Source organism: Streptomyces sp. NBC_01788, assembly GCF_035917575.1.
Lineage (GTDB): Bacteria > Actinomycetota > Actinomycetes > Streptomycetales > Streptomycetaceae > Streptomyces.
In genome coordinates this window covers 3,880,360-3,896,702 of the sequence record NZ_CP109090.1, presented here as the reverse complement: position 1 = coordinate 3,896,702, position 16,343 = coordinate 3,880,360, and the positions used below count along the sequence as shown (strand labels likewise).

The window sequence follows — 16,343 nt, the reverse complement described above, 5'->3', positions numbered from 1 at the left end:
GGGGCACTCAGTGGCGGAACCCGCTGCTGCGGGACGTCGCTGACGCCTCGGCCGAGCCCCGCGCGTATCGGCGCATGAGGAGGGTCATGAACCGTCGTGTCGTCCACACCCGTGGAGGGTTGCCCGCCGATGTTCTGACCGTCGTCGAGGAGCCGGAGTCGACGGCGCCCGAGCGCGGCCAGGTCCTCATCCGCACCACCGCCTTCACGGTGCACCCCGGTGATCTCCAGGCCATCGAGGCGTACCCGGGCAGTGCTGCCCGGCCGGTCCCGGCCGGCGCGGAGGCCACCGGCGTGGTGGAGGCCATCGGCCCGGGCACACGCGTGGCGCCCGGGGTCGAGGTCGGCGGCCGTGTGACGGTCTTCCCCCAGCCGGGGGCGTGGGCGCAGTGGATCGCGGCGGAGGCCGAGGTGGTCGTCGCCGTACCGGATGAGCTGCCGGACGAAGTCGCCGCGCAGATGCTGGCGAACCCGTTGACCGCGGTGATGCTGCGCCGTGAGGCGCAGGAGCACCCGGCCTTCGGATATGACGGTTTTCTGGTGCAGACCGCGGCGGGCTCGTCGGTCGGGCGGCTGGTGACGGGCCTGGCCCAGTTCCACAACCTGGCGCTCGTCAACGTCGTCCGCAGCGATCGCGGTGCCGCTGAGCTGCGCGAACGGTTCCCGGACACGCCGGTCGTGTCGACAGAGCATCCGGGCTGGGCCGACCAGGTCCGCAAGGCGGCCGGTGGCCATCCGGTGAGTGTTGCTCTCGACCCGATCGGCGGGAAGCTGGCGGAGAGCCTTCTGGACCTGTTGGCGCCGGGTGGCAAGCTGGTCAGTTACGGGCTAATCGCCGAGGAGCCGCTCTCGGTGCACGCGTCGACGCTGCTGAGCAAGTCGCTGACCCTGCGGGGCAAGAACATCGGACGGTGGCTGTCCGATGTCTCCGCCGAGAGGCGGGCGTCCGACGTCGCCACCGCGAAGCAGATCGCGCTGGGGCTCAAGGACCAGTTCGACGTGGCCGCCACGTACGGCCTCGGCGAGCTGACCAAGGCCGTGGAGCACGCGGTACGACCCGGCAAGGTCGGCCTCGTCCTCGTCCGCCCCTGGTAGCTGCCCCCACCACGGAAACCGAGACGGGCAACGTCGAAGGGCCCCACTGCGAACAGTGGGGCCCTTCGACATCGTGCCCGGTGAGGCACTGGCGGAGTTCTGTGCGCGTGATGCACCTCACACTCTGACGTGCAGAATATTGCGCAACTTTTTGAGTTTCCCAGCGATCTCTTGTGCGAACACGTTGGCCACCCCTGTCTCTGAGGTTCGCATGAAGATTCGCCGCTACCTGGCTCTCGCTGCCGCTACGGCCGCCATCACGCCTGCTGTCTTTCTTGCGGCCCCGGCCGCTTTCGCGACGGAGGGCAACCCTGACTCCTCCTCCAGCACCCCCGCCTCCACCGACAGCGAATCGGCTGCCTTGAGCGGGTCCGACGCCAAGACGGAAGGCGACGGGTCCGACACCAAGGCCGAGGACAAGTCCGACACCAAGGCCGAGGACGGGTCCGACACCAAGGCCGAGGACGGATCGGACGCCAAGGCCGAGGACGGATCGGACACCAAGACCGAGGACGGATCGGACACCAAGACCGAGGACGGGTCCGACTCGAAGGACGAGGGCACTACCGACGAGGAGTCGGCCACCCCCAGCCCCAGCGCCTCGCCGTCCGAGACGCCGGGCCCGCAGGTGTGCAACGACAGCGAGGACTACACGCAGGACAAGAACCTGCACACCAGCCTGTCCGGCCTGCCCTCGCAGATCGTCGCGGGCAGCGGGTTCCACAACTTCAAGCTGAACGTCAACAACTCCGGCCACAACGCCTACAAGCGTGTGGACCTCGGTGTGTTCGCCGCTCAGGTCAACGAGAAGAACTACGAAGTCACCACGAGCTACCTCACGCTCCAGTACAAGGACCCGGCCACCGGCACGTGGCAGAACATCTCCCTGAACGAGAACGACGAGGGCGCCGGTTACCTCGGCTACACCGACGTCCAGGCCAAGGAGTCCTTCTCCATCGACCTGCGGCTGAGCATCGACAGCAAGGCCCCGGCCGGCATGGGCTTCGCCATCTCCATCGGCATGTACGCCGATGACAAGGGCAACTGCGTCTACTCCAGCGACGACGACTTCTACCAGTTCGACGTCCTCGCCGCCGGCTCCAAGTCGGGCAACCCGGGCGACGCCAAGCCGCAGGGCGGCCGGAAGCCGCTGCCGGCCAAGCCCGCCGGCGACAACCAGATCGTCCCGCAGGGCCACCTCGCCGAGACCGGCTCCAACTCGGCGCTGCCGATGATCGCGCTGGCGGGCGGTGCCGCGGTCGCCGTCGGCACCGGCGCCGTGTTCGTCGTGCGCCGCCGCAAGGCCGACATCGGCGCCACAGCCTGACCGCGTACCTGACGCGCCGACTCTGAGCTCACCGAGTCACGAGGGCCGCACCCGCACACGCGGGCGCGGCCCTTCGCCATCTGATCCGTAGGCGGGTGCGGCATCATCACGAACCGACTGCCTGCCGGCCCTGTTGGCTCGTCTGCCGAGGCGTGGGTGTATCTCTGTGCGCGGTTATACGCCTCTGGGACAACGTCGAAGGGCCCCACCTTGCGGTGGGGCCCTTCGACATCGTGCCCGGTGAGGCACTGGCGGAGGATACGAGATTCGAACTCGTGAGGGGTTGCCCCCAACACGCTTTCCAAGCGTGCGCCCTAGGCCTCTAGGCGAATCCTCCGCCGGAAACATTACATGACTCGGAGGAGTGCTCGCGAACTCGTTGCCGGTGCCCGGGATCGGGTACTCTGTGCGGAGCCCCTCACGCGGCGCTATCTGACTGAACTCCCCCAGGGCCGGAAGGCAGCAAGGGTAGGTCGGCTCTGGCGGGTGCGTGGGGGGCGCTTGCGTCCACGGGCCGGACACGTTGTCGGTGGGCGCCTATAACCTCGTATGCGTGTCGTCTCTCGCGCTGTACCGCCGCTATCGCCCGGAGTCGTTCGCCGAGGTCATCGGGCAGGAGCATGTCACCGACCCGTTGCAGCAGGCGCTGCGGAACAACCGGGTCAATCACGCGTACCTGTTCAGCGGTCCGCGCGGGTGCGGCAAGACGACCAGCGCGCGGATCCTCGCCCGGTGCCTGAACTGCGAGAAGGGGCCGACGCCCACCCCCTGCGGGGAGTGCGACTCGTGCCGCGACCTGGCCAGGAACGGCCCGGGGTCCATCGACGTCATCGAGATCGACGCCGCTTCGCACGGTGGTGTGGACGACGCCCGTGACCTGCGCGAGAAGGCCTTCTTCGGGCCCGCCCGCAGCCGGTACAAGATCTACATCATCGACGAGGCCCACATGGTCACGTCGGCCGGTTTCAACGCGCTGCTCAAGGTGGTCGAGGAGCCGCCGGAGCACCTGAAGTTCATCTTCGCCACGACCGAGCCCGAGAAGGTCATCGGGACCATCCGGTCGCGCACCCACCACTACCCCTTCCGTCTCGTGCCGCCGGGCACCCTGCGGGACTACCTCGGCCAGGTCTGCCAGAAGGAGGACATCCCCGTCGAGGACGGGGTGCTGCCCCTCGTCGTGCGGGCCGGCGCCGGATCCGTGCGTGACTCCATGTCCGTCATGGACCAGCTGCTCGCCGGTGCGCGGGAGGAAGGTGTGACGTATGCCATGGCCACCTCGCTCCTCGGCTACACCGACGGCTCTCTGCTCGACTCCGTCGTCGAGGCCTTCGCCTCCGGGGACGGCTCCGGTGCCTTCGAGGTCGTCGACCATGTGATCGAGGGCGGCAACGACCCCCGGCGGTTCGTGGCCGACCTGCTGGAGCGGCTGCGGGACCTGGTGATCCTCGCGGCCGTTCCGGACGCCGCCGAGAAGGGGCTCATCGACGCCCCGGCCGATGTCGTGGAGCGGATGCAGGCCCAGGCCCGGTCCTTCGGTGCCGCCGAGCTGAGCCGCGCCGCCGACCTCGTCAACGAGGGCCTGACCGAGATGCGTGGCGCCACCTCGCCCCGCCTCCAGCTCGAACTGATCTGCGCCCGCGTCCTGCTCCCCGCCGCCTACGGCGACGAGCGGTCGGTGATGGCCCGCCTCGACCGCATCGAGCGCGGCGTCAGCTTCTCCGCGGGCGCGGGTGCGCCTGCGATGGGGTACGTACCCGGACCCGAGGCGCACGGGGGAGCGCCGATCGCGGTGGGCGGCCCCGCGGGTGCGGCGCCCGCCGTACCTCCTGTTCCGCCGGGCGGTGGGGCGGCCGCGGCTCGGGCGGCCGTGCGGGGCTCGGGCGCCCCTGACGCATCCACGCCCGCCGCGGCCCCTGCGCCGACCGCACCCCCCGCACCCCCTGCCCCGGCAGCACCCCCTGCGCCGGCCGCGAGTGACCGTTCCCAGGAGACGGCTCCGCCCACCGCACCCGTCGCCGCACCGCCCGCCGCCGCGCCCGGTGCCTGGCCCACCGCGGCAGCCGCGGGCGGCCGGCGGCCGGGCGGCTGGCCCACAGCGGCAGCGCCGGGCGGCGGGCAGGCACCGGGTGCGCCGAGTGCGTCCAGCGCCCCGGGGCCCGCGCAGCAGGCACCCGCGGCGAGGCCTGCCGCCGCCCCGGTCCCTTCCGCCCCACCGGCCCCGGCAGGCGGCGGGCTCGACCCCCGCGTCCTCTGGCCGAACGTCCTCGAAGCGGTGAAGAACCGCCGTCGCTTCACCTGGATCCTGCTCAGCCAGAACGCCCATGTCTCCGGCTTCGACGGCACCACCCTCCAGATCGGCTTCGTCAACGCCGGTGCCCGCGACAACTTCGCGAGCAGCGGCAGTGAGGACGTGCTGCGCCAGGCGCTGGCCGAGCAGTTCAACGTCCAGTGGAAGATCGAGGCGGTCGTCGACCCGACGGGAGGCGGCGGCTCCGGTCCCCAGCCCCCGGGCGGCGGCTACGGTCCGGGTCCCGGTGGCGGCGGCTACGGCGGTGGGGGCGGCGCGGCAGCGCAGCGTACGCCTGCTCCCCAGCCCGCGGCTCCGTCGGCGCCTGCCGCGGCCCCGAACCGGCCGCCGTCCGCCGCGGCACCCACGCCCGCCTCTTCTCCGGCACCGCCGTTCTCCGCCCACGAGCCGCCTCCCGTCGCCCCCGAGGACGACATTCCCGAGGACGACGACCCGGATCTCGACGAGTCGGCCCTGTCCGGTCACGAACTGATCGTGCGGGAGCTGGGCGCCACGGTGGTCGAGGAGTACTCGACGGAGTAGGGGAGCAGGCCCATGTCCGGCCCGCCCGCTCGAGCGGTCCGGCTCGGCCTGCTCGCGCCTTTCCCTGCTCGGAGAAACCTACGAACGCCCTCCCGTCCTCTCCTCGGCGGCCCGCACAAAGGGCCTCGGGCCGCTGCCGTTAGGCTGACCCCGTGAAGGTCCTCGTCATCGGCAGCGGCGCCCGCGAGCACGCCCTGTGCCGTTCCCTGTCCCTCGACCCCGCCGTCACCGCGCTGCACTGCGCGCCCGGCAACGCCGGCATCGCCGAGGTCGCCGAGCTGCACCAGGTCGACGCCCTCGACGGCGCGGCGGTGTCCGCGCTGGCCGCCGAGCTGGGTGCCGACCTCGTGGTCGTCGGCCCCGAGGCCCCGCTGGTCGCCGGGGTCGCCGACGCCCTGCGTGAGGCGGGCGTCCCGGTGTTCGGTCCCTCCAAGGAGGCCGCGCGGCTGGAGGGCTCCAAGGCCTTCGCCAAGGACGTGATGGCCGCGGCAGGCGTGCCCACGGCCCGTTCGTACGTCTGCACGACGGCCGAGGAGGTCGACGAGGCCCTCAACGCCTTCGGCGCCCCCTATGTCGTCAAGGACGACGGGCTCGCCGCCGGCAAGGGCGTCGTCGTCACCGACGACATCGAGGCGGCCAGGGCGCACTCGGCGGCCTGTGACCGCGTGGTGATCGAGGAGTACCTCGACGGACCCGAGGTCTCCCTCTTCGCCGTCACCGACGGCGAGACGGTCGTCCCGCTCCAGCCCGCCCAGGACTTCAAGCGGGCGCTCGACGACGACAAGGGCCCCAACACCGGTGGCATGGGCGCGTACTCGCCGCTGCCCTGGGCCGACCCCAAGCTCGTGGACGACGTCCTGCACAGCGTGCTTCAGCCCACGGTCGACGAGATGCGCCGCCGCGGCACGCCGTTCTCCGGGCTGCTCTACGCGGGGCTCGCCATCACCGGCCGCGGCGTCCGTGTGATCGAGTTCAACGCCCGTTTCGGCGACCCCGAGACCCAGGTGGTCCTCGCCCGCCTCCAGACCCCGCTCGCGGGAGTCCTCATGGCCGCCGCCACCGGTGGCCTCGCCCACCTGGAGCCCCTGCGCTGGAGCGACGACGCGGCCGTCACGGTGGTCGTCGCCTCCCACAACTACCCCGGCACCCCGCGCACCGGTGACCCGATCACCGGCCTCGACGAGGTGGCCGCGCAGGACGCCCCGCACGCGTACGTGCTGCACGCCGGCACCCGGCGCGAGGACGGCACCGTGCTGAGCGCGGGTGGCCGCGTGCTGTCCGTCACGGCGACGGGCAAGGACCTGACCGAGGCCCGCGACCGCGCGTACACCGCCGTCGCCCGGGTCCGCCTCGACGGGTCCCAGCACCGCTCGGACATCGCGGCGAGGGCCGCGGCGGACGCCTGACGCGGCACCCGCCCCTTCCTCCGCACCGGCCCCGTTCTTGAACGACCCGTCGTGAACAGCAGGTCGTGAACAGCACGTCTCCCGAACAGCAGGCCCCGGCTCTAGTCGGGGCCTGATCATTGCGCTCTGTCGTCCGGCTCTGACCAAAGCCATTCCATCGAGTGACCAATACTCCATCCGGCTGACGCGGGCCGGGGGCCCAATTAGTGTGCGCGCAGGCATTCCGGCACTTGGCCCACCGGCATTGCGATGTCAGTCATGGGTGCCACAGTGGGGGAATGAGCAACGCCAGGACAGTCGGGAGGGGGTGACGGGCGGTCGTGACCGGTATGGGTGTGGAGGTCGGTGTCCAGGCCGCGCGCTCCAGGGCCCTGGCCGTGCTGCGCGTGCGCAGCCGGGCGCTCGCCGTCGCCCTGCTGCCCGCCGCCCTCGCCGTGATCCTGCTCGCCGGCGGCTCGACCGGGCACCTCGTGGGCCGGGGCTGGGACCTCGCCCGCTGGGTGGTCGGCGCCGTCGCGGTCCTCGTCCTGCTCCTGGCCGTGGCCATCGGGCTGGTCGTGGCCCGGGCCCGCCCCGCGATGACCCCGACCGTCCCGATAGCCGAGAAGTCGGCCCCGGACCTGTACCGCCTGGTGCGCGAGCTGGCCGACCGCCTCGGCGTCCCCGCCCCGTCGGCCGTAGAACTCACCCCGGACTGCGACAGCTGGCTGGAGGACCGTACGCACCCGGCCCACGGCCCACCCGCCGGGCAGGATCACTCGCACGGCGAGCCGGACGCGCTGCGCGGCCTGTCCCCGGCCCGCCCGGGCCGTACGGGGCAGACGCCCGTCCTCGTCATCGGCTCCCCGTTCCTGTGGTGGATGCGCGTCGGCGAGCTGCGGGCCGTGCTCGCCCCGGTCGTCGCCGGTACGGGACCCTCGGCGCACCCGGACATAGCCGCGGCCCGGCGTTTCGTCCGCGGTCTGGACGCGGCGGTGGCCGTCGCCTCGGCACCCGGCCGCCCCCCTCTGGTCCGCTCGGTCTACGCCGGACTCGGCTGGGTGGCCCGGCTGCTGCTGCGCGGCTGCCGGGAGCACGCGGCCCTGATGGAGCGCGGCGTGGCGGCCGCGGCGGCGGAACGCGCACAGGCTGTGGACTACGGGCTGAGGATCGCCGCCCAGGAGCAGGTGGGCCTGGCGTACGCGGGCTGGGACCGACTGCTCACCAGGGTCGCGCTCCCTGCCTGGCGCATGGGCCGCTGGCCCTCCCGCCTCGACGCCGGTGTCGTCGCGGCCCTCACCGAACTGTCCCGCCGCGACCGCCTGGCCGAGGGTTTCACCTCCCGGCTCGGTGAGCGCCCGGCCTGCGACCTGCTGGAGGAGCCCGGCGCCGTCGACGAGGCCGCCTCGCTGCTGGCCGCGCGCCTCTTCCACGGCGGCCCGGCCGAGCGCGGCCGGGACTGGTGCCCGGTGGACTGGCAGGAGTACCCGGACGAGGTCGTCGACCGCAAATGGCGTACGGATGCCGCTCGCCTCCACCGCGTTCTGGACCGCCTGGGCGTCCGCCGCTCCCCCGGTTCCGCCGCCGATCCGCACGGACCGACCCTGGCCCGGGTCCTGGAGCACCTGTCCGCACCGTCCGGCAAGCTCCGCGAGCGGACGGTCCTCCCGGCCGACGAACCGGCCGACGACACCCGACCGGCCCACGACGACGAGGCACACATCGCGCACCACCCGTCCGACGAGCCCGACGAGCACGGCGGACACGGCGAGCACCACGGACACCGCGAGCGCCCCAGGCACCAAGAGCCCGCAGAAAACGACGAACACCCAGAACACCCAGAACACCCAGAGCGCCTGGAACACCCAGGACACGGGGAACACCTGGATCACGGGGAACCCCCCGGCGGACACACGCACCCCGGCGAGCCCCCCGCCCCCGAAGACCCCCTCACCCCGGACGAGGCCCCCGGCCTCGGCAGCGAGCGAGGTGCCGCGCTCGCGGCCGGCATCAGCGCCGAGCTGGCCCGCGAGGAGGCGTCGGAGCCCCCGGCGGGTACGGCGCCGACGGGAGCCGGGCAGGTCGCAGGTACGCCGCCGCGGAACGAGGACTCGCTGCCCCTCTTCCCGCTCGAACCGCACCGCACCGGCCGCGAACTCCTCGCCGACCACGTCACCGCGATGGTGTGCTGCGCCGCGATGGACACCGCCGACGCCTCCCCGGGCCTCGACTGGCTCGACGGCCCCGCTCTCCTCATCAACGGGGAGAGGGCCGCCGATCTCAGCCCCAAGGTCCTCGCCCTGGTCGAGGACGGCGACCCCGTCCCGTTGCGGAACTGGCTGGTCGACTCGGGCATACGTCCGGAAAAGCCCGTACGGCTGGTCTGACCTGGACCGAAGCCGACCCGGCGGCCGCGCTACCGGATCCCCCGCTTCCACTTTCGGCCAATTCGCAACGAATAGTGACAGCATGCGCGCGTTATGTGATGTGCTGGGACCGATAACGCACGTGGCAAGTCCGTGCGACATACGACAGCCACAGCCGGAACAGGACCGACAGATCCGCACCGCCGCAGGACGGACCACGGGGGCACGAGGGAGGGGATCGGGCATGGGATCGGAGCAGATTCGCCGCTGGGAGTCGGGGGCTCTCGCGCACGCCGTGACGGACCCCTTCGGCCTGGGCCCCGTCCCCTGGCTGCGCGGCAGCGAGACGTACTTCGACGACACCGGGCACGTCGTTCCCTGGTACGTGGACCCGCTCCCGCAGACGCCCCCGCAGACGCCGCCCCCGCGGACCAGGTCCGGCCGCCCCCGCGTGCCCGCTCCCCGCGCCTCCGGCGGCGGTCCCCGTTCGGCCGACGACGTCCACCGGCAGATCAAGGGCTTCGTCTCCACCGGTGCCGTCACTCCCGGCGAGGCGATCGACTTCCACGTCACCGTCGACCCGCCCCAGCAGTTCGGCGTGGACATCTACCGCATCGGACACTACGGCGGCGACGGCGCCGCCAAGATCACCACCAGTCCGCGCCTGTCCGGCATCGTCCAGCCCCCGCCGCTGACCGCCGACCGCACCGTCTCCTGCCACCACTGGTGGCTCTCGTGGCGGTTGCAGGTGCCGTCCCACTGGAGCGTCGGCGCCTACGTGGCCGTGCTCACCACCGACGACGGCTACCGCTCCCACATCCCGTTCACCGTCCGCGACAACCGCCCCGCGGACCTGCTGCTGCTCCTGCCCGACATCACCTGGCAGGCCTACAACCTCTACCCGGAGGACGGCCACACGGGCGCCAGCCTCTACCACGCCTGGGACGAGCACGGGCGGCTGCTCGGTGAGGCCGACGCCGCGACCACGGTCTCCTTCGACCGCCCTTACGCCGGGGCGGGCCTGCCCCTGCACGTGGGCCACGCCTACGACGTCATCCGCTGGGCCGAGCGCTACGGCTACGACCTCGCCTACGCCGACGCCCGCGACCTGCACGCCGGCCGTGTCGACCCCACCCGCTACCGCGGTCTGGTCTTCCCCGGCCACGACGAGTACTGGTCGGTGAGCATGCGCCGCACCGTCGAACTCGCCCGCGAGAACGGCACGTCCCTGGTCTTCCTCTCGGCCAACACCATGTACTGGCAGGTCGAACTGGGCGCCTCCCCGTCCGGCGTCCCCGACCGCCTGCTGACCTGCCGCAAGCGCAAGGGCCCCGGCCGGTCGGTGCTGTGGCGGGAGATCGACCGGCCCGAGCAGCAACTGGTCGGCATCCAGTACGCCGGCCGCGTCCCCGAGCCGCACCCGCTGATCGTCCGCAACGCCGACCACTGGCTGTGGGAGGCGACCGGGGCCGAGGAGGGCGAGGAGATCGCGGGCCTGGTCGCGGGCGAGGCCGACCGCTACTTCCCGCGCACCCCGCTGCCCGAGTACCAGGACCGCATCCTGCTCGCGCACTCCCCGTACACGGACGGCGAGGGCGTGACGCGCCACCAGGAGACGTCCCTGTACCGGGCGCCCTCCGGCGCCCTCGTCTTCGCCGCGGGGACCTTCGCCTGGTCCCCGGCCCTGGACCGCCCCGGCCACGTCGACGCCCGTATCCAGCGCGCCACCGCCAACCTCCTGGACCGCATCTGCAAGCGCGACTGACCCGCTGCCGGGGATCGATGCCCGATACGGGAGAATCGGTCCATTGGACAGAACCACGGGGAGGAACCGTGTCCGGATTCGTCGAAAAGCCCGAGCCGATCCAGGTTCCGGGCCTGGTGCATCTGCACACCGGCAAGGTGCGCGACCTGTACCAGAACGAGGCGGGCGACCTCGTCATGGTCGCCAGCGACCGCATGTCCGCCTACGACTGGGTGCTGCCGACCGAGATCCCCGACAAGGGCCGCATCCTCACGCAGCTGTCCCTGTGGTGGTTCGACCGGCTCACCGACCTGGCCCCGAACCACGTCCTGTCCACCGAGGTGCCCGAGGGCGCTCCCGCCGACTGGGCGGGCCGCACCCTGATCTGCAAGTCCCTGCGGATGGTCCCCGTGGAGTGCGTGGCCCGCGGCTACCTCACCGGTTCGGGCCTGGCCGAGTACGAGCAGACCCGCACGGTCTGCGGCCTCGCCCTGCCCGAGGGCCTGACCGACGGCTCCGAGCTGCCCGCCCCGATCTTCACCCCGGCCACCAAGGCCGAGGTCGGCGAGCACGACGAGAACGTCTCCTACGAGGAGGTGGCCCGCCAGGTCGGCGCGGAGACGGCCGCCCAGCTGCGCCAGGCCACGCTCGCCGTCTACGGCCGGGCCCGGGACATCGCCCGCGACCGCGGGATCATCCTCGCCGACACCAAGTTCGAGTTCGGCTTCGACGGGGAGGCGCTCGTCCTCGCCGACGAGGTGCTCACCCCGGACTCCTCCCGCTTCTGGCCGGCCGACCAGTGGCAGCCGGGCCGCGCGCAGCCGTCGTACGACAAGCAGTACGTCCGCGACTGGCTGACGTCCGCCGAGTCCGGCTGGGACCGCAGGAGCGAGCAGCCCCCGCCGTCGCTGCCGCAGCCGGTCGTGGAGGCGACGCGGGCGAAGTACGTGGAGGCGTACGAGCGGCTGACGGGGACGAGCTGGGCGTAGGGGAACGAAAAGGCCCCGGTCCGATGGACCGGGGCCTTTTTCCCGAGCGGACGACGAGGCTCGAACTCGCGACCTCAACCTTGGCAAGGTTGCGCTCTACCAACTGAGCTACGTCCGCACTGCGCCGTGGCGCGAGGCCAACTATACCCAACCTCGCTCCCGTGCGAGCTGTACTGCCGCATGTCGATTCTCCGCGCCGAGTTTCGTCACGGCCGACGACAGGTAGTTCCGTACGGTCCCCGGGGACAGCGCGGCCCGCTCGGCGATCTCCGCGACCGGTGCCCCGTCGGCGGCGAACTCCAGCACCTCGGCCTCCCGCGCGGTCAGCGGGGAGTCCCCGGCGGAGATCGCGTCGGCGGCCAACTCCGGGTCGACGTAGCGGTTTCCGGCGTGCACGGTGCGGATGATCTCGGCGAGCCGCTGGGCGCTGACGGTCTTCGGGACGAACCCGCGCACACCCGCGGCAAGCGCCCGCTTCAGATGTCCGGGCCGTCCGTGGCTGGTCACGATCAGCACCCGGCAGCCCGGCAGTTCGGCCCGCAGGGATGTGGCGACCTTCACACCGTCCGCGCCCGGCATCTGCAGATCAAGCACGGCCACGTCCGGCGCGTGCGCCCGGGCCATGGCCAGCGCCTCCGGTCCGCTCGCCGCCTCCGCGACGACCAGCAGGTCGTCCTCAAGGGACAGCAGCGCGGCGAGCGCGCCGCGGATCAGGTGTTCGTCGTCGGCCAGCAGCAGCCGGACGGGCACGGGGGACGTCGTCATCGGGTGGCCTCGCTCAACGGACGGGCGGTCTGGGGACCGGCGGCGGGCGGCGGCAGCGGCACCTCGGCGGTCAGCCGGAACCGGCCGCGTCCCGCGGGTCCCGCCCGCAGGGTGCCGTCGAGCTCCGACAGCCGTTCACGAAGACCGGCGAGCCCGGAGCCCGGCCGGTCACCGGCGGGGGACTCTGGCACCCCGTCGTTCTCGACGGTCAGCTCGGCCCGGCCGTCGGCCACGCGCAGGGACACCGTGCACCGCCGGGCGTCCCCGTGCCGGAGCACGTTCGTGGCGGCCTCCCGGACGACCCAGCCGAGCGCGGACTGCACCGGCGTGGGCAGACCGGCCGGTGAGCCGGTGACCGCACAGTCGATGCCGGCCGCCGTCAGGACGCCCTGGGCGCCCGCGAGTTCCGCGGCGAGGTCGGCCTCCCGGTAGCCGCGGACCACGGCACGGACCTCGCGTTGCGACTCCTGGGCCAGCCGCTGCACCTCGATCATCTGCTCCACCGCCTCGGGCCGGCCGCGCCGGCCCAGCTGCACGGCCAGTTCCGCCTTCAGCGCGATCACCGCGAGGTTGCGCCCCATCACGTCGTGCAGATCCCGCCCGAACCGCAGGCGCTCCTCGGCGACTGCGAGCCGGGTCCGGGTCTCCCGCGCCTCGTCGAGCGCGTAGACGGCGTTCAGCAGCCAGACGGAGAAGACGGAGGTGAAGGCCAGGGATGCGCCTCCGACCAGCACCATGACCACGTTGGCCAGCGCGGCCAGGCCCGGCATCCCCAGGGGGAAGGCGATGACTCCGGAACCGGCCGCGAATCCCGTCACCACCGCGGCGACCCGGCGCCGGGTGCGCACCCCGAGGGCGATGATGCCGGCGCCGAAGACCAGCACGCACGCGAAGGCCATGCCCGCCGCGGTGTCCACGTTGTCGCCGGGGCCGTGGGCGTGCACGCCGAGCGCGAGGACGGCCAGCACCGCGGTGACCGCGCCGAGCGTCCACAGCAGCCGCAGGGGCTGCTCACGCCTGCCGCGGGTCCAGTCGAGCGCACGGGACGCGGTCACCGCGCAGAGCGCGGCGTGCCCGGTGACCGCCGCCGCCAGCCAGGCCGCCGGGTGGGGGCCCGCCTGGCGCAGGACCATCAGCCCGCCCATGACCGCCTCGATCAGCGCGAAGGTGTGGAACGACCACCGTGTGTACGTCTCGACCTTGGCTGTCGTGCTCTTGCCGCGCCACCAGCCGACGGGCCCGCGCATGGCTTCTCCCCCCACCTCTTCCCGTCCCCTCCGCGCCGTCTCTCAGCGCCTCGGCTCCCAGCGGAACCGGCGCCGTACAGCAAACACCGCGAGCGCGATCCAGGCCAGCGCTATACCCACGGCCCGAAGGGCGTCGTAGCCGCTCAGGTCTCCGGTCCAGCCGCCGCGGACCAGTGTGGTCACCGGGGTCAGCGGCAGCAGCTCGCAGCACCGGGCGAGCCGCTCGGGGAGCAGTTCCAGCGGCACGGTCAGCCCGGAGCCGATCATCGAGACCAGCAGCAGGGGGAGCGAGGTGACCTGGGAGCTCTCGGTGGTCCGGGTGAAGCCCGCGGTGACGGCCGCCAGCAGCACGCCGAGCAGCAGGCCCAACAGCAGGCCGACGACGGCGAGATGGGGTGAGCGCGGGGCGGGGACGTGCAGCAGCGCGGTGCAGGCGCCGGTCAGCAGCAGGCACTGGACGAGGCCGGTGGCGACGGCCGGCAGGGCGGCTCCGGCGAGGATCTCGGTGTCCCGCAGCTCGCCCGTGCGCAGCCGCTTGAGGACCAGCTGCTCGCGCCGGGCGACGAACACGCCGACCAGGGTGGAGTACACGGCGAACAGCAGGGAGACGCCGATCGCGGCCGGCAGGATGACCAGCCCGACGGTCAGCCCGGCGTCCTCCAGGTTCATCTGCGCGGTCGCCGACCGGACGGTGAAGGGCAGCACCAGCGGCAGGAGCACGCCCGCCACCAGAGCACTCCGGTTGCGGGCCAGCAGAAGCAGCTCGGCGCGTGCGAGCGCGGCCATCCGGCCGGCGGGGGTGGTGACGGCGGTGCTCATGCGGCGTACTCCTTCGTCCGCGGCGCGGCGGCGTCCCGCGCGATGCCGAGGAACGCCTCCTCCAGCGAGGCCGACCGGACATCCAGCCCGGCCAGTTCGATTCCGGCCCGGTGTGCCCACAGCAGCAGTTCCGTGGCGGTCCGCTGGAGTTCGCGGGTGCGCAGCCGTACGGCGCGGCCGTCCACCTCGTGCTCGCACACGCCCAGTCCGGCGAGCGGGGGCAGGTCGCCGAGGAAGTACCCCGCGGGCAGGTCGAAGGAGATCCGGGACGGCTGCGCGGCGGTGACCTCGGCCGGGGTACCGGCGGTCGCGATGCGTCCCTCGTGGAGGATCGCGATCCGGTCGGCGAGCCCTTCGGCCTCCTCCAGGTAGTGCGTGGTGAGCAGCACGGTGGTGCCGCGATCGCGCAGCGCCCGCACCAACTCCCAGGTGTCCCGGCGCCCTTCGGCGTCCAGCCCGGTCGTCGGCTCGTCCAGGAACAGCACCTCGGGCTCGCCGAGCAGCGCGAGTGCCAGGTCCAGGCGACGCCGTTCACCGCCGGAGAGCTGCTTGACCCGTACGTCCGTGCGCCGCCCGAGACCGACCTGTTCGAGCGCCTCATGGGGCGGGCGGGCCCCGCTGACGCAGCCCGCCCACATCCGCGCGGTCTCGGCGACGGTCAGCTCGGAGGGGAAGCCGCCCTCCTGGAGCATCACACCGGTGCGCGGCCGTACCAGCGCACGCTCCGCGTACGGGTCGTGCCCGAGCACCCGCACGCGCCCCGAGGCCGGTGACGCCAGCCCCTCCAGGAGCTCGACCGTCGAGGTCTTTCCGGCGCCGTTGGTGCCGAGGAGCGCGAAGATCTCCCCCCGGTCCACATGGAAGGAGATCCCGCGCACCGCCTCGAATCCGCCCTCGTACACCCGGTGGAGGCCGGTCACCTCAATCACGTGCTCGTCCGTGTCCATGGATCCAGCGTCCCGGCGGCCGGGCTGCCGCAGCAGTGCGCGGTGTCATCACCCCGCATGACAAATGTCAGAGCGGACGCAGGAGAGAGAACAACGAAAAGACCCCGGTCCGATGGACCGGGGTCTATTTCCCGAGCGGACGACGAGGCTCGAACTCGCGACCTCAACCTTGGCAAGGTTGCGCTCTACCAACTGAGCTACGTCCGCATTGCCTCCGACCGGCTCCCACCGATCGGCGCGAGCACCAGCCTACCTGATCCACATCAGTGGTCCGGACCGGCGGTGCAGAGCGGGTGACAGGAATTGCACACTGCGCCTTCCCCCTGGAAGGGGGATGTTCTACTACTGAACTACACCCGCATGGACTCCGTGGGCCTCGGCCTTCCGGCCTCGCCCCTCGGCGTGCTCCAGACATTAGCTGATCAACAGGGGGGTTGCGCAAGTCGGTTGCCCCCAGGGCCCGCTGACGGGCCCTGGTTCACGGCGGGGCGCCCCCGGCGGCGACCCGTCACTGGGCCGCGCTGAATGCCTCGTAGACCTTCTTGGGGATGCGGCCGCGCGCCGGCACGTCCATTTTGTGAGCCTGCGCCCAGGCGCGGACGGCGGCGGGATCGGGAGCGACCTCCGTCTGCCGGTACGTCTTGCCCGACTTCGACCGCTTGCGGCCGGCTTCCACGTACGGTGCGAGCGCCTTACGCAGTTTCTTGGCATTGGCTTGGTTCAGGTCGATCTCGTAGAACCTGCCGTCCAGTCCGAAGGCGATCGTTTCCGCCGCTTCCGAGCCGTCGATGTCGTCAAAGAGAGTGACCACGACACGCTGCGCCACGAAT

General features: G+C 72.3%; 12 protein-coding genes, 4 tRNA genes and 1 other RNA gene. 8 read left to right on the top strand and 9 right to left on the bottom strand.

The annotated features are described in order from the left end of the window. Positions 1-86: 86 nt before the first annotated feature. Together OIE49_RS17670 and OIE49_RS17665 are read left to right on the top strand one after the other, a co-directional pair. A complete protein-coding gene (locus OIE49_RS17670) occupies positions 87-1,094 on the top strand; it encodes a zinc-binding dehydrogenase (RefSeq protein ID WP_326803164.1) in 1,008 nt (335 codons plus the stop codon). Between the two features lie 361 nt (positions 1,095-1,455). Continuing rightward, complete coding sequence (locus OIE49_RS17665) at positions 1,456-2,421, top strand: LAETG motif-containing sortase-dependent surface protein (RefSeq protein ID WP_326803163.1); 966 nt, start codon at positions 1,456-1,458, stop codon at positions 2,419-2,421. A 249-nt stretch (positions 2,422-2,670) separates the two neighbouring features. Here OIE49_RS17665 and OIE49_RS17660 read toward each other — a convergent pair. Beyond that, positions 2,671-2,758, bottom strand: a tRNA-Ser gene (locus OIE49_RS17660). A gap of 73 nt (positions 2,759-2,831) precedes the next feature. Here OIE49_RS17660 and ffs point away from each other — a divergent pair. The 6 genes from ffs to OIE49_RS17630 all read left to right on the top strand — a co-directional run bounded on the left by ffs (position 2,832) and on the right by OIE49_RS17630 (position 11,735). Continuing rightward, positions 2,832-2,926: signal recognition particle sRNA small type (gene ffs / locus OIE49_RS17655), an RNA gene on the top strand. A gap of 48 nt (positions 2,927-2,974) precedes the next feature. Next, the gene (locus OIE49_RS17650; RefSeq protein WP_326803162.1) at positions 2,975-5,251 is read left to right on the top strand and encodes a DNA polymerase III subunit gamma and tau; all 2,277 of its coding nucleotides are present in this window, start codon (positions 2,975-2,977) and stop codon (positions 5,249-5,251) included. A gap of 152 nt (positions 5,252-5,403) precedes the next feature. After that, entirely contained in the window at positions 5,404-6,657 is a 1,254-nt protein-coding gene (gene purD / locus OIE49_RS17645) for a phosphoribosylamine--glycine ligase (protein ID WP_326803161.1), read from the top strand. A gap of 320 nt (positions 6,658-6,977) precedes the next feature. Next, positions 6,978-9,023, top strand: coding sequence for a hypothetical protein (locus tag OIE49_RS17640; RefSeq protein WP_326803160.1), 2,046 nt, complete (start codon positions 6,978-6,980; stop codon positions 9,021-9,023). 223 nt (positions 9,024-9,246) lie between these two features. Beyond that, positions 9,247-10,767, top strand: coding sequence for a N,N-dimethylformamidase beta subunit family domain-containing protein (locus OIE49_RS17635; RefSeq protein WP_326803159.1), 1,521 nt, complete (start codon positions 9,247-9,249; stop codon positions 10,765-10,767). 68 nt (positions 10,768-10,835) lie between these two features. After that, complete coding sequence (locus tag OIE49_RS17630) at positions 10,836-11,735, top strand: phosphoribosylaminoimidazolesuccinocarboxamide synthase (RefSeq protein ID WP_100570391.1); 900 nt, start codon at positions 10,836-10,838, stop codon at positions 11,733-11,735. Positions 11,736-11,780: 45 nt separating this feature from the next. Here OIE49_RS17630 and OIE49_RS17625 read toward each other — a convergent pair. The 8 genes from OIE49_RS17625 to OIE49_RS17590 form a co-directional block, all read right to left on the bottom strand. Next, a tRNA-Gly gene (locus OIE49_RS17625) sits at positions 11,781-11,853 on the bottom strand. A 23-nt stretch (positions 11,854-11,876) separates the two neighbouring features. Then, positions 11,877-12,500: a response regulator transcription factor gene (locus OIE49_RS17620; RefSeq protein ID WP_326803158.1), complete on the bottom strand. Its 624-nt coding sequence runs from the start codon at positions 12,498-12,500 to the stop codon at positions 11,877-11,879. After that, a complete protein-coding gene (locus OIE49_RS17615) occupies positions 12,497-13,747 on the bottom strand; it encodes a sensor histidine kinase (protein WP_326803157.1) in 1,251 nt (416 codons plus the stop codon). Before OIE49_RS17615 ends, OIE49_RS17620 begins: the two co-directional genes overlap by 4 nt. Before the next feature lie 42 nt (positions 13,748-13,789). Then, the gene (locus OIE49_RS17610) at positions 13,790-14,566 is read right to left on the bottom strand and encodes an ABC transporter permease (protein ID WP_326803156.1); all 777 of its coding nucleotides are present in this window, start codon (positions 14,564-14,566) and stop codon (positions 13,790-13,792) included. Next, positions 14,563-15,513, bottom strand: coding sequence for an ABC transporter ATP-binding protein (locus tag OIE49_RS17605; RefSeq protein ID WP_326803155.1), 951 nt, complete (start codon positions 15,511-15,513; stop codon positions 14,563-14,565). The genes OIE49_RS17610 and OIE49_RS17605 overlap by 4 nt, the downstream gene beginning before the upstream one ends. A gap of 134 nt (positions 15,514-15,647) precedes the next feature. Continuing rightward, positions 15,648-15,720, bottom strand: a tRNA-Gly gene (locus OIE49_RS17600). Between the two features lie 81 nt (positions 15,721-15,801). Then, positions 15,802-15,873, bottom strand: a tRNA-Gly gene (locus OIE49_RS17595). A gap of 148 nt (positions 15,874-16,021) precedes the next feature. Then, positions 16,022-16,339, bottom strand: a complete 318-nt coding sequence (locus OIE49_RS17590; protein WP_100570386.1) for a histone-like nucleoid-structuring protein Lsr2 — start codon at positions 16,337-16,339, stop codon at positions 16,022-16,024. Positions 16,340-16,343: the final 4 nt, after the last annotated feature.